The 19,246-nt window shown below is 58.1% G+C and carries 11 protein-coding genes, 2 tRNA genes and 3 rRNA genes; 11 read left to right on the forward strand and 5 right to left on the reverse strand.

Translation table 11 applies throughout. The features are described 5' to 3' along the window. Positions 1–21: 21 nt before the first annotated feature. Positions 22–750, reverse strand: coding sequence for an SDR family oxidoreductase (locus HKK52_RS30445; protein WP_169373813.1), 729 nt, complete (start codon positions 748–750; stop codon positions 22–24). A 92-nt stretch (positions 751–842) separates the two neighbouring features. On the opposite strand from HKK52_RS30445, the gene HKK52_RS30450 reads away from it, so the two are divergent. Continuing rightward, complete coding sequence (locus tag HKK52_RS30450) at positions 843–1,421, forward strand: TetR/AcrR family transcriptional regulator (RefSeq protein ID WP_169373814.1); 579 nt, start codon at positions 843–845, stop codon at positions 1,419–1,421. Here the strand turns inward: HKK52_RS30450 and HKK52_RS30455 are convergent. Beyond that, positions 1,408–1,689: a hypothetical protein gene (locus HKK52_RS30455; protein ID WP_041069802.1), complete on the reverse strand. Its 282-nt coding sequence runs from the start codon at positions 1,687–1,689 to the stop codon at positions 1,408–1,410. The genes HKK52_RS30450 and HKK52_RS30455 overlap by 14 nt on opposite strands. A gap of 170 nt (positions 1,690–1,859) precedes the next feature. After that, positions 1,860–2,747, reverse strand: coding sequence for a threonine/homoserine exporter RhtA (gene rhtA, locus HKK52_RS30460; RefSeq protein WP_169373815.1), 888 nt, complete (start codon positions 2,745–2,747; stop codon positions 1,860–1,862). Positions 2,748–3,415: 668 nt separating this feature from the next. Between rhtA and HKK52_RS30465 the strand changes: the two genes are divergently transcribed. The 5 genes from HKK52_RS30465 (at position 3,416) to rrf (ending at position 8,703) form a co-directional block, all read left to right on the forward strand. Continuing rightward, positions 3,416–4,954, forward strand: a 16S ribosomal RNA gene (locus tag HKK52_RS30465). Positions 4,955–5,118: 164 nt separating this feature from the next. After that, positions 5,119–5,195, forward strand: a tRNA-Ile gene (locus HKK52_RS30470). Between the two features lie 34 nt (positions 5,196–5,229). Then, positions 5,230–5,305: transfer RNA gene (locus tag HKK52_RS30475), tRNA-Ala, on the forward strand. Between the two features lie 234 nt (positions 5,306–5,539). After that, positions 5,540–8,429 (forward strand): 23S ribosomal RNA (locus tag HKK52_RS30480). 158 nt (positions 8,430–8,587) lie between these two features. Beyond that, positions 8,588–8,703 (forward strand): 5S ribosomal RNA (gene rrf / locus HKK52_RS30485). The 16S, 23S and 5S rRNA genes sit together here with 2 tRNA genes alongside, the layout of an rRNA operon. Positions 8,704–8,821: 118 nt before the next feature. Here rrf and HKK52_RS30490 read toward each other — a convergent pair. Continuing rightward, entirely contained in the window at positions 8,822–9,745 is a 924-nt protein-coding gene (locus tag HKK52_RS30490; RefSeq protein WP_169373816.1) for a TIGR03571 family LLM class oxidoreductase, read from the reverse strand. Between the two features lie 276 nt (positions 9,746–10,021). Between HKK52_RS30490 and mrdA the strand changes: the two genes are divergently transcribed. From mrdA to qhpG, 5 genes are all read left to right on the forward strand, one after another. Beyond that, positions 10,022–11,914, forward strand: coding sequence for a penicillin-binding protein 2 (gene mrdA, locus HKK52_RS30495; RefSeq protein ID WP_169373817.1), 1,893 nt, complete (start codon positions 10,022–10,024; stop codon positions 11,912–11,914). Between the two features lie 207 nt (positions 11,915–12,121). Continuing rightward, on the forward strand, positions 12,122–14,026 hold the full coding sequence (locus tag HKK52_RS30500) for a sigma-54-dependent Fis family transcriptional regulator (protein WP_169373818.1): 1,905 nt from the start codon (positions 12,122–12,124) through the stop codon (positions 14,024–14,026). After that, the gene (locus HKK52_RS30505) at positions 14,026–15,744 is read left to right on the forward strand and encodes an ABC transporter ATP-binding protein (protein ID WP_169373819.1); all 1,719 of its coding nucleotides are present in this window, start codon (positions 14,026–14,028) and stop codon (positions 15,742–15,744) included. Before HKK52_RS30500 ends, HKK52_RS30505 begins: the two co-directional genes overlap by 1 nt. Continuing rightward, positions 15,734–16,411 carry a subtilisin-like serine protease QhpE gene (gene qhpE, locus HKK52_RS30510; RefSeq protein WP_169373820.1) on the forward strand — a complete coding sequence of 226 codons (678 nt, stop codon included), beginning with the start codon at positions 15,734–15,736 and terminating at the stop codon, positions 16,409–16,411. The genes HKK52_RS30505 and qhpE overlap by 11 nt, the downstream gene beginning before the upstream one ends. Further along, the gene (qhpG, locus tag HKK52_RS30515) at positions 16,408–17,697 is read left to right on the forward strand and encodes a flavin-dependent monooxygenase QhpG (RefSeq protein WP_169373821.1); all 1,290 of its coding nucleotides are present in this window, start codon (positions 16,408–16,410) and stop codon (positions 17,695–17,697) included. Before qhpE ends, qhpG begins: the two co-directional genes overlap by 4 nt. Before the next feature lie 37 nt (positions 17,698–17,734). Here the strand turns inward: qhpG and HKK52_RS30520 are convergent, their stop codons facing one another. Next, positions 17,735–19,225, reverse strand: a complete 1,491-nt coding sequence (locus HKK52_RS30520; RefSeq protein ID WP_169373822.1) for an aldehyde dehydrogenase family protein — start codon at positions 19,223–19,225, stop codon at positions 17,735–17,737. Between the last annotated feature and the right edge of the window lie 21 nt (positions 19,226–19,246).

Genomic DNA, 19,246 nt, shown 5'->3' on the forward strand with positions numbered 1-19,246 from the left:
ATTGTTGTTGTGGGGAAGGGCTTACCAGCGTTCGTTCCAGGGGCGCAGGTCGAGTTCGAACGTCCAGGCGTCCCTCGGCTGGCTGTGCAAATACCAGTAGTTTTCGGCGATGTGCTCGGGGTTGAGAATACCGTCCTGATCCTTGGTCGCGTACTTTTCCGGAAAGCTGTTGCGGATGAAGTCGGTGTCGATGGCGCCGTCGACCACGACATGGGCGACGTGGATGTTCATCGGTCCCAGTTCCCGGGCCATGCTTTGGGCCAGGGCGCGTATGCCGTGCTTGGCGCCAGCGAATGCGGCAAACCCCGCTGCGCCGCGCAGACCAGCGGTAGCGCCGGTGAAAAGGATCGTCCCTTGTTGGCGTTTCGCCATACGCTTGGCCACTTCCCGAGCGTTGAGGAATCCGGAGAAACAAGCCATTTCCCAGATCTTGAAATACTTGCGGGCGGTTTCTTCGAGAATGCTGCACGGCACATTGGCGCCGATATTGAAGACAAACGCTTCGATGGGGCCGATCTGGGTTTCGATCTGCTCGACCAGTGCAATCACATCCTCTTCCTTGCGCGCATCACAGGCGAAACCGTGAGCCTCGCCGCCGCTGGCCTTGATCGCATCCACCAGCGGCTGGAGTTTGTCGGCGCTGCGACGGGTGACGCAAGCAATGAAGCCTTCCTGGGCAAAACGTTTAGCGATAGCGCCGCCGGTAGCATCCCCGGCACCGACGACCAGTACGACCTTCTTGTTATTCATAGGTAGATTCCTTTGGTAAACGATCGTTAACTGAACGAACGTTATGCTACGATCCGGCTAACGTCAAGGCGATCAATCCTGAGGACAAGGCAATGCGCTACTCGCCCAATCACAAGCTGGAAACCAAAGAAAAACTGCTGGAAAGCAGTGCGGTGTCAGCCAAGAAGTCCGGATTTTCAACGGTCGGCGTCGACGGTTTGATGAAGGCGATCGGCTTGAGCGGCGGGGCGTTCTACAGTCATTTTTCGTCGAAGGATGAGCTGTTCGCCGCGATCGTCGAGCGAGAACTGTGCCAAAGCCTGGCCCGATTGGGCGGCAATGGTGAGCAGGATCACGCCAGGCTTGAACGCTGTCTCAAGCATTACCTGAGCATGGCCCATGTCGAACAGGCTGAGTCGGGGTGTGCATTGCCCGCGTTAGGGGCAGAGATTGCCCGTTCAGACTTGGTGGTCCGCCAGCAGGCAGAGCTCTGGATTTGTCGGCTTCAGGAAAGTTGGGCGCGGATTCTGGACAGCGACAGCCTGGCGTGGGCGATTCTGTCGCAATGCATCGGCGCGCTGGTCGTGGCGCGCATGTTGGCCACGGCGGATATCCAGCGAACTGTGCTGCAGTCCAGTCAAGACGAGATTGGCCGCCAGATTGCCGGGCGCCAGCAAGCTATTTGCAAATGACGATCATGCTGCGACTGGTGTAGCCGGCGGGGTTGAGGCCGAACGGATAATCACCGGGCTCTTCCACTGCATCCCCGGATTTGGCAATGACCTTGTAACCTTTTGGCGCACACGAATTGGCGGCGCTGGTGTAGCACTTGTCCCAAGAGGACGAGAGCCCTGAGCAGTTGATATGCAGCCCTTTCTTGCCGTGTTTGACCTGGGTTTTCGAAGTCGCCGCGCAGCCTGCAACTGCAAGAACGGCGATCAGTATCAAAATTCGTTTCATTACTGTCCTTAAGCGCCCGGATCTTGTGCCCGGGTCTGGCTGCGTTCGCTTTTACTTCCGCTTGACGCGCTCCGATGTCCCTATCTGAAAAGTCCATGTGTGGCACTGAATTGCGGGCCTAAACATGGCCTAATTGAGCGGCAAATACCAGAGCTTCGTCAAATCCGCTATCAATCTGCCGCGACCGCAGGTTTGGCGGCACTGCCCATGGTCATGGTTGCGCCGACGGAAGCCAGGATGATGCACAGGATGGCCATCCACTGTGACAAGGAAAGGTACTCATGGAGGAATAGCAGCCCCGAGAGCGCGCCGATCGCCGGTTCAATGCTCATCAGCGTGCCGAAGGTGCGCGCTGGCATCCGGGTCAGTGCGACCATCTCCAGGGTGTAGGGCAGGGCGGTGGAAAGAATGGCAACGCCAAGGGCTACGGGGATCAGTGATGGAGTCAGCAGGGCTGCGCCTGCGTGAACGATACCGATAGGCGCGACAAACAGCGCGGCGATCATGACGCCCAAGGCGGCGGTCGTTACACCATTGTCGGCACCAGCCTTCTGGCCAAACAGAATGTATAGCGCCCAGCAGACGCCGGCGCCGAGTGCATAGCCAGCGCCGACAAGATCGATTCCGGCCGATGTAGCGCCCGTCGGTATCAATAGCAGCAAACCCACCGCTGCGAGCGCGATCCATAGAAAGTCGATGGCGCGGCGTGAGGCGTAGATAGCGACGGCTAGTGGGCCGGTGAACTCAAGGGCTACGGCGATGCCGAGCGGGACGGTGCGCAACGACATATAGAAGAGGAAGTTCATGCCGCCCAGTGCCATGCCGTAAATGATGACGGTGCGCAGGGATTTTGCGGTGAGCTTGGCGCGCCATGGGCGCAGGATCAGTAGCATGATCACGCTGGCAAAGATCAGTCGCAGAGTGGTGGTCCCCTGAGCGCCAACAATGGGGAACATACTTTTGGCCAGGGAGGCACCGGACTGGATCGATGCCATGGCTATTAATAGCAGGCCCACCGAGAAGAGGGTCGAAGCAAGGCTGCGGGGCTGGTCATTCATTGCGAGGCATCGTCCAAGGTAGGAACAAAAGTATTGTTTTATGTGTTGGGCAATATACTGCGCATTCGTTGCGGTCGCGTCTATATATAGCAGTGATTTTCAACTGGCTGATAGAAAAGCTAAATCAGTGCTTGACGGCAGATTCTGGAAGTCTATAATTCGCCCCACTTCCGGCGCAGTCGAAACGGAAAACTCCTTGGTAAACAAAGAGTTACGCGGTTTTCGACAGCGAGTTGCTTCAGGTCATCGAAGCCCAGAAGGAGTTGGTTGAGCGGCGTTGTTTGGCTTGATTGACGGTTCGATCTTCTCGGTCGAAAGCGGAACAAAAGAGGTGTTGACAGCAGCGAGTAACGCTGTAGAATTCGCCTCCCGCTAACGAGAGATCGGAAGCGCAAGTGGTTGAAGTTGCAAAGGAAACTTTGAAAACTTCTGAAAATAACCGCTTGACAGTAACTGGCGCTGCTGTAGAATGCGCGCCTCGGTTGAGACGAAAGATCTTAACCCACCGCTCTTTAACAACTGAATCAAGCAATTCGTGTGGGTGCTTGTGGCGTCAGACTGATAGTCAACAAGATTATCAGCGTCACAAGTTACTCCGCGAGAAATCAAAGATGTAACCAACGATTGCTGAGCCAAGTTTAGGGTTTCTTAAAAACCCAAAGATGTTTGAACTGAAGAGTTTGATCATGGCTCAGATTGAACGCTGGCGGCAGGCCTAACACATGCAAGTCGAGCGGCAGCACGGGTACTTGTACTTGGTGGCGAGCGGCGGACGGGTGAGTAATGCCTAGGAATCTGCCTGGTAGTGGGGGATAACGCTCGGAAACGGACGCTAATACCGCATACGTCCTACGGGAGAAAGCAGGGGACCTTCGGGCCTTGCGCTATCAGATGAGCCTAGGTCGGATTAGCTAGTTGGTGAGGTAATGGCTCACCAAGGCGACGATCCGTAACTGGTCTGAGAGGATGATCAGTCACACTGGAACTGAGACACGGTCCAGACTCCTACGGGAGGCAGCAGTGGGGAATATTGGACAATGGGCGAAAGCCTGATCCAGCCATGCCGCGTGTGTGAAGAAGGTCTTCGGATTGTAAAGCACTTTAAGTTGGGAGGAAGGGCATTTACCTAATACGTAAGTGTTTTGACGTTACCGACAGAATAAGCACCGGCTAACTCTGTGCCAGCAGCCGCGGTAATACAGAGGGTGCAAGCGTTAATCGGAATTACTGGGCGTAAAGCGCGCGTAGGTGGTTCGTTAAGTTGGATGTGAAATCCCCGGGCTCAACCTGGGAACTGCATTCAAAACTGTCGAGCTAGAGTATGGTAGAGGGTGGTGGAATTTCCTGTGTAGCGGTGAAATGCGTAGATATAGGAAGGAACACCAGTGGCGAAGGCGACCACCTGGACTGATACTGACACTGAGGTGCGAAAGCGTGGGGAGCAAACAGGATTAGATACCCTGGTAGTCCACGCCGTAAACGATGTCAACTAGCCGTTGGGAGCCTTGAGCTCTTAGTGGCGCAGCTAACGCATTAAGTTGACCGCCTGGGGAGTACGGCCGCAAGGTTAAAACTCAAATGAATTGACGGGGGCCCGCACAAGCGGTGGAGCATGTGGTTTAATTCGAAGCAACGCGAAGAACCTTACCAGGCCTTGACATCCAATGAACTTTCCAGAGATGGATTGGTGCCTTCGGGAACATTGAGACAGGTGCTGCATGGCTGTCGTCAGCTCGTGTCGTGAGATGTTGGGTTAAGTCCCGTAACGAGCGCAACCCTTGTCCTTAGTTACCAGCACGTTATGGTGGGCACTCTAAGGAGACTGCCGGTGACAAACCGGAGGAAGGTGGGGATGACGTCAAGTCATCATGGCCCTTACGGCCTGGGCTACACACGTGCTACAATGGTCGGTACAGAGGGTTGCCAAGCCGCGAGGTGGAGCTAATCCCAGAAAACCGATCGTAGTCCGGATCGCAGTCTGCAACTCGACTGCGTGAAGTCGGAATCGCTAGTAATCGCGAATCAGAATGTCGCGGTGAATACGTTCCCGGGCCTTGTACACACCGCCCGTCACACCATGGGAGTGGGTTGCACCAGAAGTAGCTAGTCTAACCTTCGGGAGGACGGTTACCACGGTGTGATTCATGACTGGGGTGAAGTCGTAACAAGGTAGCCGTAGGGGAACCTGCGGCTGGATCACCTCCTTAATCGACGACATCAGCTGCTCCATAAGTTCCCACACGAATTGCTTGATTCATTGAAGAAGACGATAAAGAAGCAGCCTGTATCAGGTTGTAGCTTGGTTGGTTAGAGCGCACCCCGTGCTTTGTGGTAAAGAGCAGGGTGAGGTCGGCCTGAATAGCTCGAAATTGGGTCTGTAGCTCAGTTGGTTAGAGCGCACCCCTGATAAGGGTGAGGTCGGCAGTTCGAATCTGCCCAGACCCACCAATTTTGCTTGTGTGGGAAACGCCTGTAGAAATACGGGGCCATAGCTCAGCTGGGAGAGCGCCTGCCTTGCACGCAGGAGGTCAACGGTTCGATCCCGTTTGGCTCCACCACTACTGCTTCTGTTTGTTGAAAGCTTAGAAATGAGCATTCCACCAAGACGGTGATGAATGTTGATTTCTAGTCTTTGATTAGATCGTTCTTTAAAAATTTGGGTATGTGATAGAAAGATAGACTGAACGTTACTTTCACTGGTAACGGATCAGGCTAAGGTAAAATTTGTGAGTAATTGCGAATTTTCGGCGAATGTCGTCTTCACAGTATAACCAGATTGCTTGGGGTTATATGGTCAAGTGAAGAAGCGCATACGGTGGATGCCTTGGCAGTCAGAGGCGATGAAAGACGTGGTAGCCTGCGAAAAGCTTCGGGGAGTCGGCAAACAGACTTTGATCCGGAGATGTCTGAATGGGGGAACCCACCTAACATAAGTTAGGTATCTTAAGCTGAATACATAGGCTTAAGAAGCGAACCAGGGGAACTGAAACATCTAAGTACCCTGAGGAAAAGAAATCAACCGAGATTCCCTTAGTAGTGGCGAGCGAACGGGGACTAGCCCTTAAGTGGCTTTGAGATTAGCGGAACGCTCTGGAAAGTGCGGCCATAGTGGGTGATAGCCCTGTACGCGAAAATCTCTTAGTCATGAAATCGAGTAGGACGGAGCACGAGAAACTTTGTCTGAATATGGGGGGACCATCCTCCAAGGCTAAATACTACTGACTGACCGATAGTGAACTAGTACCGTGAGGGAAAGGCGAAAAGAACCCCGGAGAGGGGAGTGAAATAGATCCTGAAACCGTATGCGTACAAGCAGTGGGAGCCCACTTTGTTGGGTGACTGCGTACCTTTTGTATAATGGGTCAGCGACTTATTTTCAGTGGCGAGCTTAACCGAATAGGGAGGCGTAGCGAAAGCGAGTCTTAATAGGGCGTCTAGTCGCTGGGAATAGACCCGAAACCGGGCGATCTATCCATGGGCAGGTTGAAGGTTGGGTAACACTAACTGGAGGACCGAACCGACTACCGTTGAAAAGTTAGCGGATGACCTGTGGATCGGAGTGAAAGGCTAATCAAGCTCGGAGATAGCTGGTTCTCCTCGAAAGCTATTTAGGTAGCGCCTCATGTATCACTGTAGGGGTAGAGCACTGTTTCGGCTAGGGGGTCATCCCGACTTACCAAACCGATGCAAACTCCGAATACCTACAAGTGCCGAGCATGGGAGACACACGGCGGGTGCTAACGTCCGTCGTGAAAAGGGAAACAACCCAGACCGTCAGCTAAGGTCCCAAAGTTATGGTTAAGTGGGAAACGATGTGGGAAGGCTTAGACAGCTAGGAGGTTGGCTTAGAAGCAGCCACCCTTTAAAGAAAGCGTAATAGCTCACTAGTCGAGTCGGCCTGCGCGGAAGATGTAACGGGGCTCAAACCATACACCGAAGCTACGGGTATCACTTAGGTGATGCGGTAGAGGAGCGTTCTGTAAGCCTGTGAAGGTGAGTTGAGAAGCTTGCTGGAGGTATCAGAAGTGCGAATGCTGACATGAGTAACGACAATGGGTGTGAAAAACACCCACGCCGAAAGACCAAGGTTTCCTGCGCAACGTTAATCGACGCAGGGTTAGTCGGTCCCTAAGGCGAGGCTGAAAAGCGTAGTCGATGGAAAACAGGTTAATATTCCTGTACTTCTGGTTATTGCGATGGAGGGACGGAGAAGGCTAGGCCAGCTTGGCGTTGGTTGTCCAAGTTTAAGGTGGTAGGCTGGAATCTTAGGTAAATCCGGGATTCTAAGGCCGAGAGCTGATGACGAGTGTTCTTTTAGAACACGAAGTGGTTGATGCCATGCTTCCAAGAAAAGCTTCTAAGCTTCAGGTAACCAGGAACCGTACCCCAAACCGACACAGGTGGTTGGGTAGAGAATACCAAGGCGCTTGAGAGAACTCGGGTGAAGGAACTAGGCAAAATGGCACCGTAACTTCGGGAGAAGGTGCGCCGGTGAGGGTGAAGCATTTACTGCGTAAGCCCATGCCGGTCGAAGATACCAGGCCGCTGCGACTGTTTATTAAAAACACAGCACTCTGCAAACACGAAAGTGGACGTATAGGGTGTGACGCCTGCCCGGTGCCGGAAGGTTAATTGATGGGGTTAGCTAACGCGAAGCTCTTGATCGAAGCCCCGGTAAACGGCGGCCGTAACTATAACGGTCCTAAGGTAGCGAAATTCCTTGTCGGGTAAGTTCCGACCTGCACGAATGGCGTAACGATGGCGGCGCTGTCTCCACCCGAGACTCAGTGAAATTGAAATCGCTGTGAAGATGCAGTGTATCCGCGGCTAGACGGAAAGACCCCGTGAACCTTTACTATAGCTTTGCACTGGACTTTGAATTTGCTTGTGTAGGATAGGTGGGAGGCTTTGAAGCGTGGACGCCAGTTCGCGTGGAGCCAACCTTGAAATACCACCCTGGCAACTTTGAGGTTCTAACTCAGGTCCGTTATCCGGATCGAGGACAGTGTATGGTGGGTAGTTTGACTGGGGCGGTCTCCTCCTAAAGAGTAACGGAGGAGTACGAAGGTGCGCTCAGACCGGTCGGAAATCGGTCGTAGAGTATAAAGGCAAAAGCGCGCTTGACTGCGAGACAGACACGTCGAGCAGGTACGAAAGTAGGTCTTAGTGATCCGGTGGTTCTGTATGGAAGGGCCATCGCTCAACGGATAAAAGGTACTCCGGGGATAACAGGCTGATACCGCCCAAGAGTTCATATCGACGGCGGTGTTTGGCACCTCGATGTCGGCTCATCACATCCTGGGGCTGAAGCCGGTCCCAAGGGTATGGCTGTTCGCCATTTAAAGTGGTACGCGAGCTGGGTTTAGAACGTCGTGAGACAGTTCGGTCCCTATCTGCCGTGGACGTTTGAGATTTGAGAGGGGCTGCTCCTAGTACGAGAGGACCGGAGTGGACGAACCTCTGGTGTTCCGGTTGTCACGCCAGTGGCATTGCCGGGTAGCTATGTTCGGAATAGATAACCGCTGAAAGCATCTAAGCGGGAAACTAGCCTCAAGATGAGATCTCACTGGGACCTTGAGTCCCCTGAAGGGCCGTCGAAGACTACGACGTTGATAGGTTGGGTGTGTAAGCGCTGTGAGGCGTTGAGCTAACCAATACTAATTGCCCGTGAGGCTTGACCATATAACACCCAAGCAATTTGTGAACTCGAGAGAGACCAGATTGCGGTGTGTGAAGACGAAACGAACCGAAAGTTCGCAGCAAAAAAACACACAAATCTATCGCATACCCATTCGCTGGAGCGTGAACCTGAAAAGGCAAACGAGCTGGCTACCGAATTTCTTGACGACCATAGAGCATTGGAACCACCTGATCCCATCCCGAACTCAGCAGTGAAACGATGCATCGCCGATGGTAGTGTGGGGTTTCCCCATGTGAGAGTAGGTCATCGTCAAGATTAAATTCCGAAACCCCTATCTGCGTATGCAGGTAGGGGTTTTGTTTTGTCCGAAGGAAAGTGGCGCAAAGAAAAGGGACAGCTCAATGGCTATCCCTGAATACAACCAACCGCACCCTTAGTGAAACATTGGCAGTACGTGTTCAGCGATCTCCTCAATGACCTCTGCCACCGGGCGTTCGCTACGACGCATATGCAGGCCCACATGCTGCACACCTGCATCACGCAACGCCTGAAGCTCATCAATCAACGCCAGCCGCCCACAACTGCCACCAAAGCGCACTCGCCGCATCGGCGCATACGGATTGGCCTCCAGATCCAGATGAACAAAGCTGATGTAAGGTTTATCGCCACCGACCTCACGCCACAGCCCCACGCGACGACGATGCTCATCCGGCGTGCCAGGGTAGGCGAGCCATCCGTCCATGTGCTGACCAATCCAGGCCGGAGACTGCTGGCCCAGCCCCGCCACCAACAACGGCACCGACTGATCGCGCTCCGGCAACAGGCGAGCGCCCTCAGGCAAGCGACCTTCGCCCTGGCTGCGCAACAACTCAACCGTATCGCGAAAGATTTCGCCTCGCTGGGCATAGTCGACACCAAACAACGGATACTCCATCGGCCGATCACCGCTGGCCACGCCAAGCAGCAGGCGACCATCACTCAACTCATCGACACTGTTGGCAGCCTTGAGTGTCAGCCACGGCTGACGCAACGGCAGCACAACCGCGGCGGTGCCCAACATGATGTTGTCGGTGATCCCAGCCAGATAGCCAAGGTACGAAAACGTTTCAAATACCTGCGCGGCATCGCCGAAATTGGGGTCATAAACCGGTACGTCGCGAACCCAAAGGGCGCGAAACCCGGATTTATCAGCCAGGCGCGCCATAGCCGCGTGCTGCTTCAGATCGGGAACACCAAAAGGCCTGTCCTCGGCCATTCGCAGCCGTTGCCCATCACTGGACCAATCATTATCCAGCGGCAGTTCCAGGCCAATGGAAAACCCATTCGGGCCCAATAATCGTTGAAAACGTGAGTGCATGAAAAACTCCAGAAAGGGAATGACATGCACCCAGTATCTACAGGCTCATCTGCAAGAAAAATGCATGAATGGGAATATCAATCTTGCGTAAAACGCACGAGTTCAACTCAGCTACCAGCACGTCCGACCATCGTTTTGGCCCTCAAGGACAATCGTTCGAGGAAATCGCGCTAAAGTGCCGGCGTCATTTTTGGTATGGTGCACCTCGTTTTTTAATGGACTGATGACAACGCTGAGGATCGGCACCCCCTTCATAGTCAAAGAGCTGCTGCAGAAATGCCCGAACCGATACCGATCAAGGATCACGAAAAAGAGACGCGCCTGGTCAATAAAAGACTGATGGCCTGCGCCTTGTTTGTGGTCGCCATTACCTGCGCGCTGGTGGTGCGCATGTACGTGCTGCAGGTGGTCGAATTCGATTACCACTCGACGATTTCCGAAAACAACCGCGTCCACGTTTTGCCGATCACCCCGACGCGAGGGCTGATCTATGACCGCAACGGCGTGGTCCTGGCGGACAACCGGCCCAGCTTCAACCTGACCATCACCCGCGAACGTGCTGCGGATGTCAAAGAAGAGCTGGATGAGGTAATCAACCTCCTGCACCTGCCGTCAGAAGACCGCACGTTGTTCGACAAGGCGATGAAGCAGGCGCGGCATCCATTCGTCCCAGTGACCTTGTTCTACGAACTCACCGAGGAGCAGATCGCCGTCCTTGCGGTCAACGAATTCCGTCTGCCGGGGCTGGATGTCGAGCCGCAATTCGTCCGTCACTACCCGATGGGCGCGCACTTCGCGCACTCGATCGGTTACGTCGGTCGCATCAACGAGAAAGAATCCAAAGTACTGGATGGTGTGGAATACCGCGGTACCCAATCCATTGGTAAAACCGGCATCGAAAAATTCTACGAGTCCGAGTTGCACGGTCACGTCGGTTACGAAGAAGTGGAAACCAACGCCCAGGGCCGCGTGCTGCGCGTGCTCAAGCACACCGATCCAACCCCCGGCAAAAACATCGTTCTGAGCCTCGACGTCCACCTTCAGGAAGCCGCGGAGGATGCCCTGGGTGATCGCCGCGGCTCGGTGGTTGCCCTGGATCCGTCGACCGGCGAGGTGCTGGCCATGGTCAGCAAGCCAAGCTTCGACCCGAACATGTTCGTGACCGGCATCAGCTTCAAGGAATACGCGGCGCTGCACGATTCCATCGACCGGCCGCTGTTCAATCGCGTCCTGCGCGGCCTCTATGCGCCGGGCTCGACCATCAAGCCGGAAATGGCGATTGCCGGCCTCGATGCCGGCGTGGTCACCCCGCAAACCCGGGTCTTCGACCCTGGCTATTACCAGTTGCCGGACTTCGACCACAAATACCGCAACTGGAACCACAGCGGCGACGGCTGGGTGGACATGGACGCGGCGATCATGCGTTCCAACGACACCTACTTCTACGACTTGGCGCACAAGCTCGGCATCGATCGGCTGCACGATTACATGGCGATGTTCGGGCTCGGCGAGAAAGTCTCCCTGGACATGTTCGAAGAATCGGCCGGTCTGATGCCGTCCCAAGCCTGGAAACGCGCGACCCGCCGTCAGCCATGGTTCCCCGGCGAAACCGTGATCCTCGGCATCGGCCAAGGCTACATGCAAGTCACACCACTGCAACTGGCCCAGGCCACCGCGTTGATTGCCAATAAAGGCGTGTGGAATCGGCCGCACCTGGCCAAAACCGTCGATGGCGTGGCGCCGGTGGACGAGAACCCGATGCCGAACATCCTGCTCAAGGATCCGCGTGATTGGGAGCAGGTCAACCACGGCATGCAAATGGTCATGCACGATGCGCGCGGCATTGCCCGGGCGGCAGCGGTGGGTGCCCAATACCGTATCGCCGGCAAGAGTGGTACCGCGCAGGTGGTGGCGATCAAGCAGGGTGAGCGTTACAACCGGGCGAAAACCCTGGAACGTAACCGTGACAACGCCTTGTTTGTCGGTTTTGCTCCGGCCGAGCATCCGAAGATTGTGATCTCGGTGATGATCGAAAACGGCGAGGCCGGCGGTCGTGTTGCCGGTCCCGTGGTGCGGCAGATCATGGACGCCTGGTTACTCGATCAGGACGGCCATCTCAAACCGCAGTACGCCACGCCCGCCAAAGCGCCGGGCGATCCTCACGTCTAAGTGCCCAAAGCTTCGCGGTTAAGGGCGAATCCACGGTTCGCCCCGATCCCCGCAGGAGCAAGGCTTGCCCGCGAAGAACGATAATGGGCTCCTCCTGATACACCGCGAGCGCTGTAAGGCTCTTGCCATCGCCCTGACGTTAACGTAAAGATTGACGCCAGGGCGCTGATCTCAAAAAGCGCCAGGCGGACCGCTGCGGAGCGCTTGATGACGCTAATAAAAACAACACACCCCAAACCGCATCAGGAAGCCCGGCTGGCCCGGGAAAAACTGCACCTGGAAGGCGAAGTGCCCAACGGCGTCTTGCGTGCGGAAATCGATGCCTCGTGGCGGCGCAGCCTCAGCCATGGCGTGCCTTTCAACGGCAAGCACGAGCTGACCCTGGAATCGAGCGCCAGCCTTGAAGTGTTGCTGGCCAGCAATCGATTGCTGATCGACGCCGCCATGCCGGCCATCGATTACCTGGCCGAACGCCAAGGTAAAGAAGGGCTGATCATCCTCGCCAATTCCGACGCGACCATCCTCGCCGTCGAAGGCCGCGCCGACCGCCTCAAGGGTTCCGGCCTGCAAGACATCACCCTCGGCGCCTGCTGGAGCGAAGCCGCTCGCGGCACTAACGCCCTCGGCACCGCACTGGTCGAAGCCCGGCCGACCCTGATCGATTGCGGCGAACATTACCTGGATCGCCTGAGCGATTTCTCCTGCACTTCGGTGCCGATTCACTGCCCCCAAGGCGATATCCTCGGCGTCCTCGACCTGACCCGCGAAGGCCCGCTCGGCCGCGTCCACGACAGCACCGCATTATTGGCCATGGCCGTCAGCCAGATCGAAAGCCGGGTGTTCAATGCGAGCTATCCGGACCAGATCGTCCTGGCGTTCCACAGCCGTCGGCAGTATCTCGAATCCCCATGGCAGGGCCTGTTGGCGGTGAGCCTCGGCGGACAGATTCTCGCGGTCAGCGCTCAGGCCTGCCAGTTGTTGCGCGCCGAGCGCTCGGCGCTGGTTGGGCATCGCTGCGAAGAGTTTCTCGGCGTCGATGGCCTGCAACTGCTGGCCCGGTTGCAACAGGGCGGCGTCGGCAGCCTGCAAACCGCCAAGGGCGAATTCTTCTACAAAACCCTGCGCGCGCCCCAGCGTTCGATCAACGTCGGCACCACGCCGCGCCCGGTGGCCAAACCCGCCAAACCCCAACCCGATCTGGAATCCCTGGCCGGCAGCAATGTCCGTTACGCGCGCGCCTTGCGCATGGCCCGCCAAGGCCTGGCCAATGAACTGCCGGTGTTGCTGCTCGGCGAAACCGGCACCGGCAAGGAAGTCATCGCCCGTGCCTTGCACATGGCCGGCAGCCGTTGCGACAAACCCTTCGTCGCGGTGAACTGCGCGGCGATCCCCGAAGGCCTGATCGAGTCGGAACTGTTCGGCTACCGCGAAGGCGCGTTCACCGGTTCGCGCCGTGGCGGCATGGTCGGACGCCTGCAACAGGCCCATGGCGGTACCTTGTTCCTCGATGAAATCGGCGACATGCCGCTGGCGCTGCAAGCACGTCTGTTGCGGGTGTTGCAGGACCGAAAAGTCGCCCCGTTGGGCGCCGGCGAAGAGCAGGACATCGACGTCGCCCTGATCTGCGCCACCCACCGCGACCTCAAACGCCTGGTGGAAGACAAACACTTTCGCGAAGACCTGTTTTACCGGGTCAACGGCATCAGCGTGATGCTCCCGGCCCTGCGCGAACGCGAAGATTTCAGCAACCTCGTCGGTCGTCTGCTGGCCAAACTCGATGCGCCAGCGGTCACCCTGCATGACGACCTGAGCAAGTTGCTCGGCGGCTATCACTGGCCGGGCAACATCCGCCAATTGGAGATGGTGCTGCGCACCGCGCTGGCGATGCGCGAAACGGGCGACACCGTGCTCACCCTCGACCACTTGCCCGACAGCATGCTCGACGACCTCACCGCCACCGAACGCCCCCACGCCGGCAGCATTCGTGAAAACGAACTGGAGCTGATTCGCCAATCCCTGGACGCACACCAGGGCAACGTCTCGGCCGCCGCCGACGCCCTCGGCATCAGCCGCGCGACCCTGTACCGCAAACTCAAACAGTTGCGCCTGTGATGCAACGCCTGATCGTGCGGCTGATCGACAGCCAGAATCCGCAAGCCCTGGAAGCGGCGCTGCGCTGGCTCTACAGCTTCGTGCGGCCCCATCGGCTAGCGATTGCGGGATTGCTCGGGTTGTCGGTCTGCGCTTCGCTGCTGGTGTTGGTGCAACCGTGGCTCACCAAACTGCTGATCGACGATGGCCTGCTGGGGCGCAATTTCCCGGTGCTGGTGCTGATCGCCGGTTTGATGATCGTCGCCGGTTTGCTCGGCACCGCGTTGTCGGGGATCAACCGTTATCTGCACACGCGGTTGTCCGGGCGGATTCTGTTTGCCTTGCGCGATGATCTTTATCGGCACTTGCAGACGTTGTCGCCGAGCTTCTACGGCCAGCGACGCATCGGCGATTTGATGTCGCGCCTGGATGGCGATGTTGCGGAGATTCAGCGTTTTGCCGTGGACTCGCTGTTCTCGGCGGTATCCAGCGTGATTGGCCTGTTCTTCTCCGTAGCGATGCTGTTGACCTTGTCGTGGAAACTCTCGCTGCTGGCGCTGGTGCTGATTCCCCTAGACGTGCTCTGGCTGCGCTGGATGCGGCGCAAGGTCGAGCGTGATGTGCGGCAGTTGCGCGAGCGCTCGGCGGACATGTCCTCGTTCATGGTCGAGACATTGCCGGTGATGAAATTCATCCAGTCCGCCGGCCAACAACAGCGCGAAGCGCGGCGGCTGGAGAGTTTGGGGCAGGGCTACATGAGCCAGTTGCTACGCCTGCAAGTCACCGAGTTTTTCACCCAGGCGGTGCCGGGTACATTGACCTCGTTGTCCCGGGCCTGTGCGTTCTTGATCGGCGGTTATTGGGTGGTGCAGGGCACTTGGCAACTCGGCGCGTTGATCGCGTTTTCCACGTACCTCGGGATGGCGGTGGGCCCGGTGCAAAGTTTGCTCGGGCTGTATGTCGCGATCCAGCGGATGACTGTCAGCCTCGGGCGGGTGATGGAGTTGCGCGGCGAAGAACCGACCGTGCTCACACCCGTTACACCACAACCAATGCCAAGCTCTGGCGAGCTGCGTTTCGACAATGTGCATTTCAGCCATCCGGGGCGCCCGAGCACGTTGAGCGGGATCGACGCGCGCATTCCCTACGGCTTGAAAGTCGCCCTGAGCGGCGGTTCCGGGGTGGGAAAATCGACCCTGATCGACCTGTTGCAACGGCACCACGATCCACAGTCTGGCCGGGTGTTGCTGGGGGAGGTCGATCTGCGGGAGCTGGACCTGTTCGAGTTGCGTCGACGGATTGCGATCGTCAGTCAGGACATCGTGCTGTTTCGCGGCAGCCTCGCGGACAACCTGGCGTATGCGATGCCAGACGCCAGTCGTGAAGCCATCGCCGAAGTCGCGCGGCTGGCGCAACTCGACAGCCTGATCGCGTCCCTGCCCGAAGGTCTCGACAGCCCATTGGGCGAGCGCGGCCAGCAGTTGTCCGGCGGGCAGAAACAGCGGATCGCCATCGCTCGGGCACTGTTGCAGGATCCATTGATTCTGGTGCTCGACGAAGCCACTTCGGCGGTGGATGAAGCCACCGAGCGCGAAGTGATCGAAGCCATCGACCGCTTGTTTGCCGGACGTACGCGCATCCTCATTAGCCATCGGCCTTCGACGTTGGCCGATGCCGACCTGCGCTTTGAGTTGCTCGATGGCGTGCTCACGTCGAAAACGGTGCTGCATGAAGCCTGAACTGCGGATTGGTGTGGTGGACAGCGGTCACTCGGCGGCGCAACGGGTGCAGGTTGTCGTGGGACGGCGCTTTTCGTTGTTGGAGGATGGGCTGGCGGAAAGTGATCTGCGTGACGATCCGCTGGGCCACGGCAGCGCGGTGATCGAGGCCATTGGGCGGCGGGCGCCGGCAGCAGTGTTCTGTGTGGGGCAGGTGTTTGACCAGCGCGGCGTCACCAGCGCCTTGCAGATTGCCACGGCGATTGACTGGTTGGTGGCGCAGGACGTGCGGTTGATCAATTTGAGCCTCGGTTTGCGCCAGGATCGCAGTCTGTTGCGCGAGGCTTGTGCGGCGGCGGTGGCACGAGGTGTTTTGCTGTGTGCATCGAGTCCGGCCCAGGGCGAGGGCGTGTTTCCGGCGAATTACCCACAGGTGCTGCGGGTCACCGGCGATGCGCGATGCGCCGAGAACGAATGGTCGTGGCTCAACAGTGCCCAGGCGGATTTTGCGGCGTGTGTACACGGGACGTACCCGGGGCAATCGGGGGCCAGTCTGGGCTGTGCGGCGTTGAGCGGGCACATTGCCGGTTTCCTCGTCGCCCATCCCGATGCGAGCAATCAACATGTCATCGAATGGCTGCGGGATCACGCCCGTTATCGCGGCCCTGAACGGCGTTTCGGCCCATGATTCTGATTCTTGGCGCCGGGCCGGCGGGCGCAGCGGTGGCACTGGGTTTGCGCCGGCTCGGTTACCCGGTGACGCTGGTCAGCGAATGGCGGCGCTTTGCTGCGCTTGAGGGCGTTTCCGTGCGGGTGCTGGAGGCGTTGCGTGGCGCGGGGTTGAACCTCGCGTTGGCGGACGCGGCGCTGCCTTCCCAGCGGCAAGTGTCGTGGAACGGCCAGCAGCATGCGCAGAACATCGAATTTTTATTGGATCGCCCGAGCTTTGATCGAGGTCTGCGCGAGGATTTGCGTGTGGCCGGTGTCGAGCTGATCGAAGGACGGGTACTGACGGTGCAGTCCTCGGCGGCGGGGCATCGAGTCGAGGTTGAAGGGCGTGAAACGTTGAGCGCGGACTTTCTGGTGGAGGCGCGCGGACGTTCAGCACCAGCCCTCGGCAAAGGCTTGCGCGGGCCGGAGACGGTCAGCCTGCTCAATCGCTGGCAGGCCACGCCAGGCTACACCGCCAGCGCCGTGGAAAGCCTTGAGGACGGCTGGGCCTGGATGGCGCGGCGGGCTGACGGGCAGTGTTACTGGCAATGGACGGTGGACGTGGCCAGCGCTGAGTTGCCGGGCAAGGCGCAGTTGCTCGATTACTGCCGTCAGCGGCGCCACGGTTCGGCAGTGGCTCGGGCGTTTTTCGGTGATCAGCCGGATAGCGATCTGCAACTGCACGCGCGCAGCAGCACGGCGATTCTGTGCCCACAGGTCTGTGGCGATAACTGGATTCGGGTAGGTGACGCGGCGATGGCGGTGGATCCGTTGTCGGGTAACGGGATTTTTCAGTCGCTGTCGTCGGCATTGCAGGCGCCGACGGTGATCAACACCTTATTGCGTAAACCGGAGCGGGCAGCGTTGGCCCAGCGCTTTCATCAGCAGCGGGTGGCGCGGTTGTTTTTGCGCTTTGCCCGGATCGGGCGGGATTTTTATGCGGATGAACAGCGGTGGCCGGATCAGCCATTCTGGCAGGCGCGGCGGCAGTGGCCGGATGCTGAGTTGGCCCATGCCGAGGCGGATTTTGCCTCGTTGCGAATTGAGCGGGCGCCGGTTTTGCGCGACGGGTTTGTCGATGAGGCCGAGGTGGTGATCACGGCGGATCAGCCGCTGGGGATCTGGCATGTGCAGGGGGTTGAGCTGGCGCCGCTGGTGCGGCGGTTGTGGGTTGAATCTGCCGAGCAGGCGTTGGCGGGGTTGACCTCGGAGCAGGGGCGGGTGGTTCGGGGGTGGTTATTAGCTCAGGGGTTCAAACCCTGACTGATCGTTCCCACGCGGAGCGTGGGAACGATCAGTGTCAGAGCTTGATCAACACCGACTTCAACTCGGTGTAATGCTCAATCGCCGCATACCCCATCTCCCGACCGACCCCCGACATCTTGTACCCGCCAAACGGCAGCGCCGGATCGAGCGCGCTGTGGCAATTGACCCACACCGACCCCGACTTGATCCGCGGAATCATCCGGTGCACCGCCGCCAGATCATTCGACCAAATACTCGCGCCCAAACCATAAGGGCTGTCGTTGGCCATGCGCAACGCATCGGCCTCGTCATCAAACGGAATCGCCACCAGCACCGGCCCGAAAATCTCGTCCTGCACCAGCGAGTGCTTCTGATCGACATCGACAATCACCGTCGGCTTGACGAAGAACCCCGGCCCGAACTGCTCACCACCGCAGGCGATGGTTGCGCCGCTTTCCCGGCCTTTTTCGATATAGCCGTAAACCCGCTCTTGCTGCCGCGCTGAAATCAACGGCCCCATGTCCACGGTTGGGTCCATGCCGTTGCCAAGCTTCATGGCGTTGGCGATGTCGGCGATGTCTGCCACCACATTGTCGAAATGCTTGCGCTGCACATACAGCCTGGAACCGGCGCAGCAGACCTGGCCCTGGTTGAAGAAAATCGCACTGGCTGCACCCGTAGCGGCAGTCTTCAGATCGGCGTCGGCCATGACGATGGTCGGCGATTTGCCGCCCAGTTCCAGGGTTACCCGGGTCATGGAATCCATGGCGATCTTGCCGATCTGCTTACCGACGGCGGTGGAGCCGGTGAAGGTCAGCTTGTCCACCAACGGGTTGTGAGTCAGCGCCGAGCCGGCGGTGATGCCGGTGCCGGTGACCACGTTGAACACCCCCTCGGGGTAGCCGGCTTCCAGCACCAATTCGGCGAGTTTCAGCGCGCTCAGTGGTGTTTCATCGGCAGGTTTGAGCACCACGGTGCAACCGGTGGCCAGGGCCGGGCCGAGTTTCCAGCAGGCCAGCAGCAATGGGAAGTTCCAGGCGACGATGGCGCCGACCACCCCCACCGCTTCGCGACGAATGAAGCTGTGGAATTGATCGTTGGGCATCAGTGGTAACGAGACTTCAACGCTGGAACCTTCGATCTTGGTCGCCCAACCGGCCATGTAGCGCAGGAAGTCGATGGACAATTGAACGTCCATGACTTGGGCGACTGCGGCGCTTTTGCCGTTGTTCAGGCATTCCAGTTGCGCCAGCAGCTCGGCGTCGCGTTCCATCAGGTCGGCGAGTTTCCACAACAGGTTTTGCCGTTCCCGGGGACGGGTGCGGGTCCAGGTTGAATCATCGAACGCCTGGCGGGCAGCGAGCACTGCGCGGTCCACATCTTCCGGCGTGGCCCGAGGCACCACACATAAAATTTCACCGGTGGCCGGGTTGTGCAGGGGCATGGTCTGGCCGTCGGCGGCCTCGACCCAATCGCCGCCGATCAGCATGCGCGGGGCGCGCTGGATGAATGCCGACGTGGCGGGAAGCAAATAAGGGAGGGACATGGCGCGATCTCTTTTTATTCG

This window comes from Pseudomonas sp. ADAK2 (assembly GCF_012935755.1).
Classification (GTDB): Bacteria; Pseudomonadota; Gammaproteobacteria; order Pseudomonadales; family Pseudomonadaceae; genus Aquipseudomonas.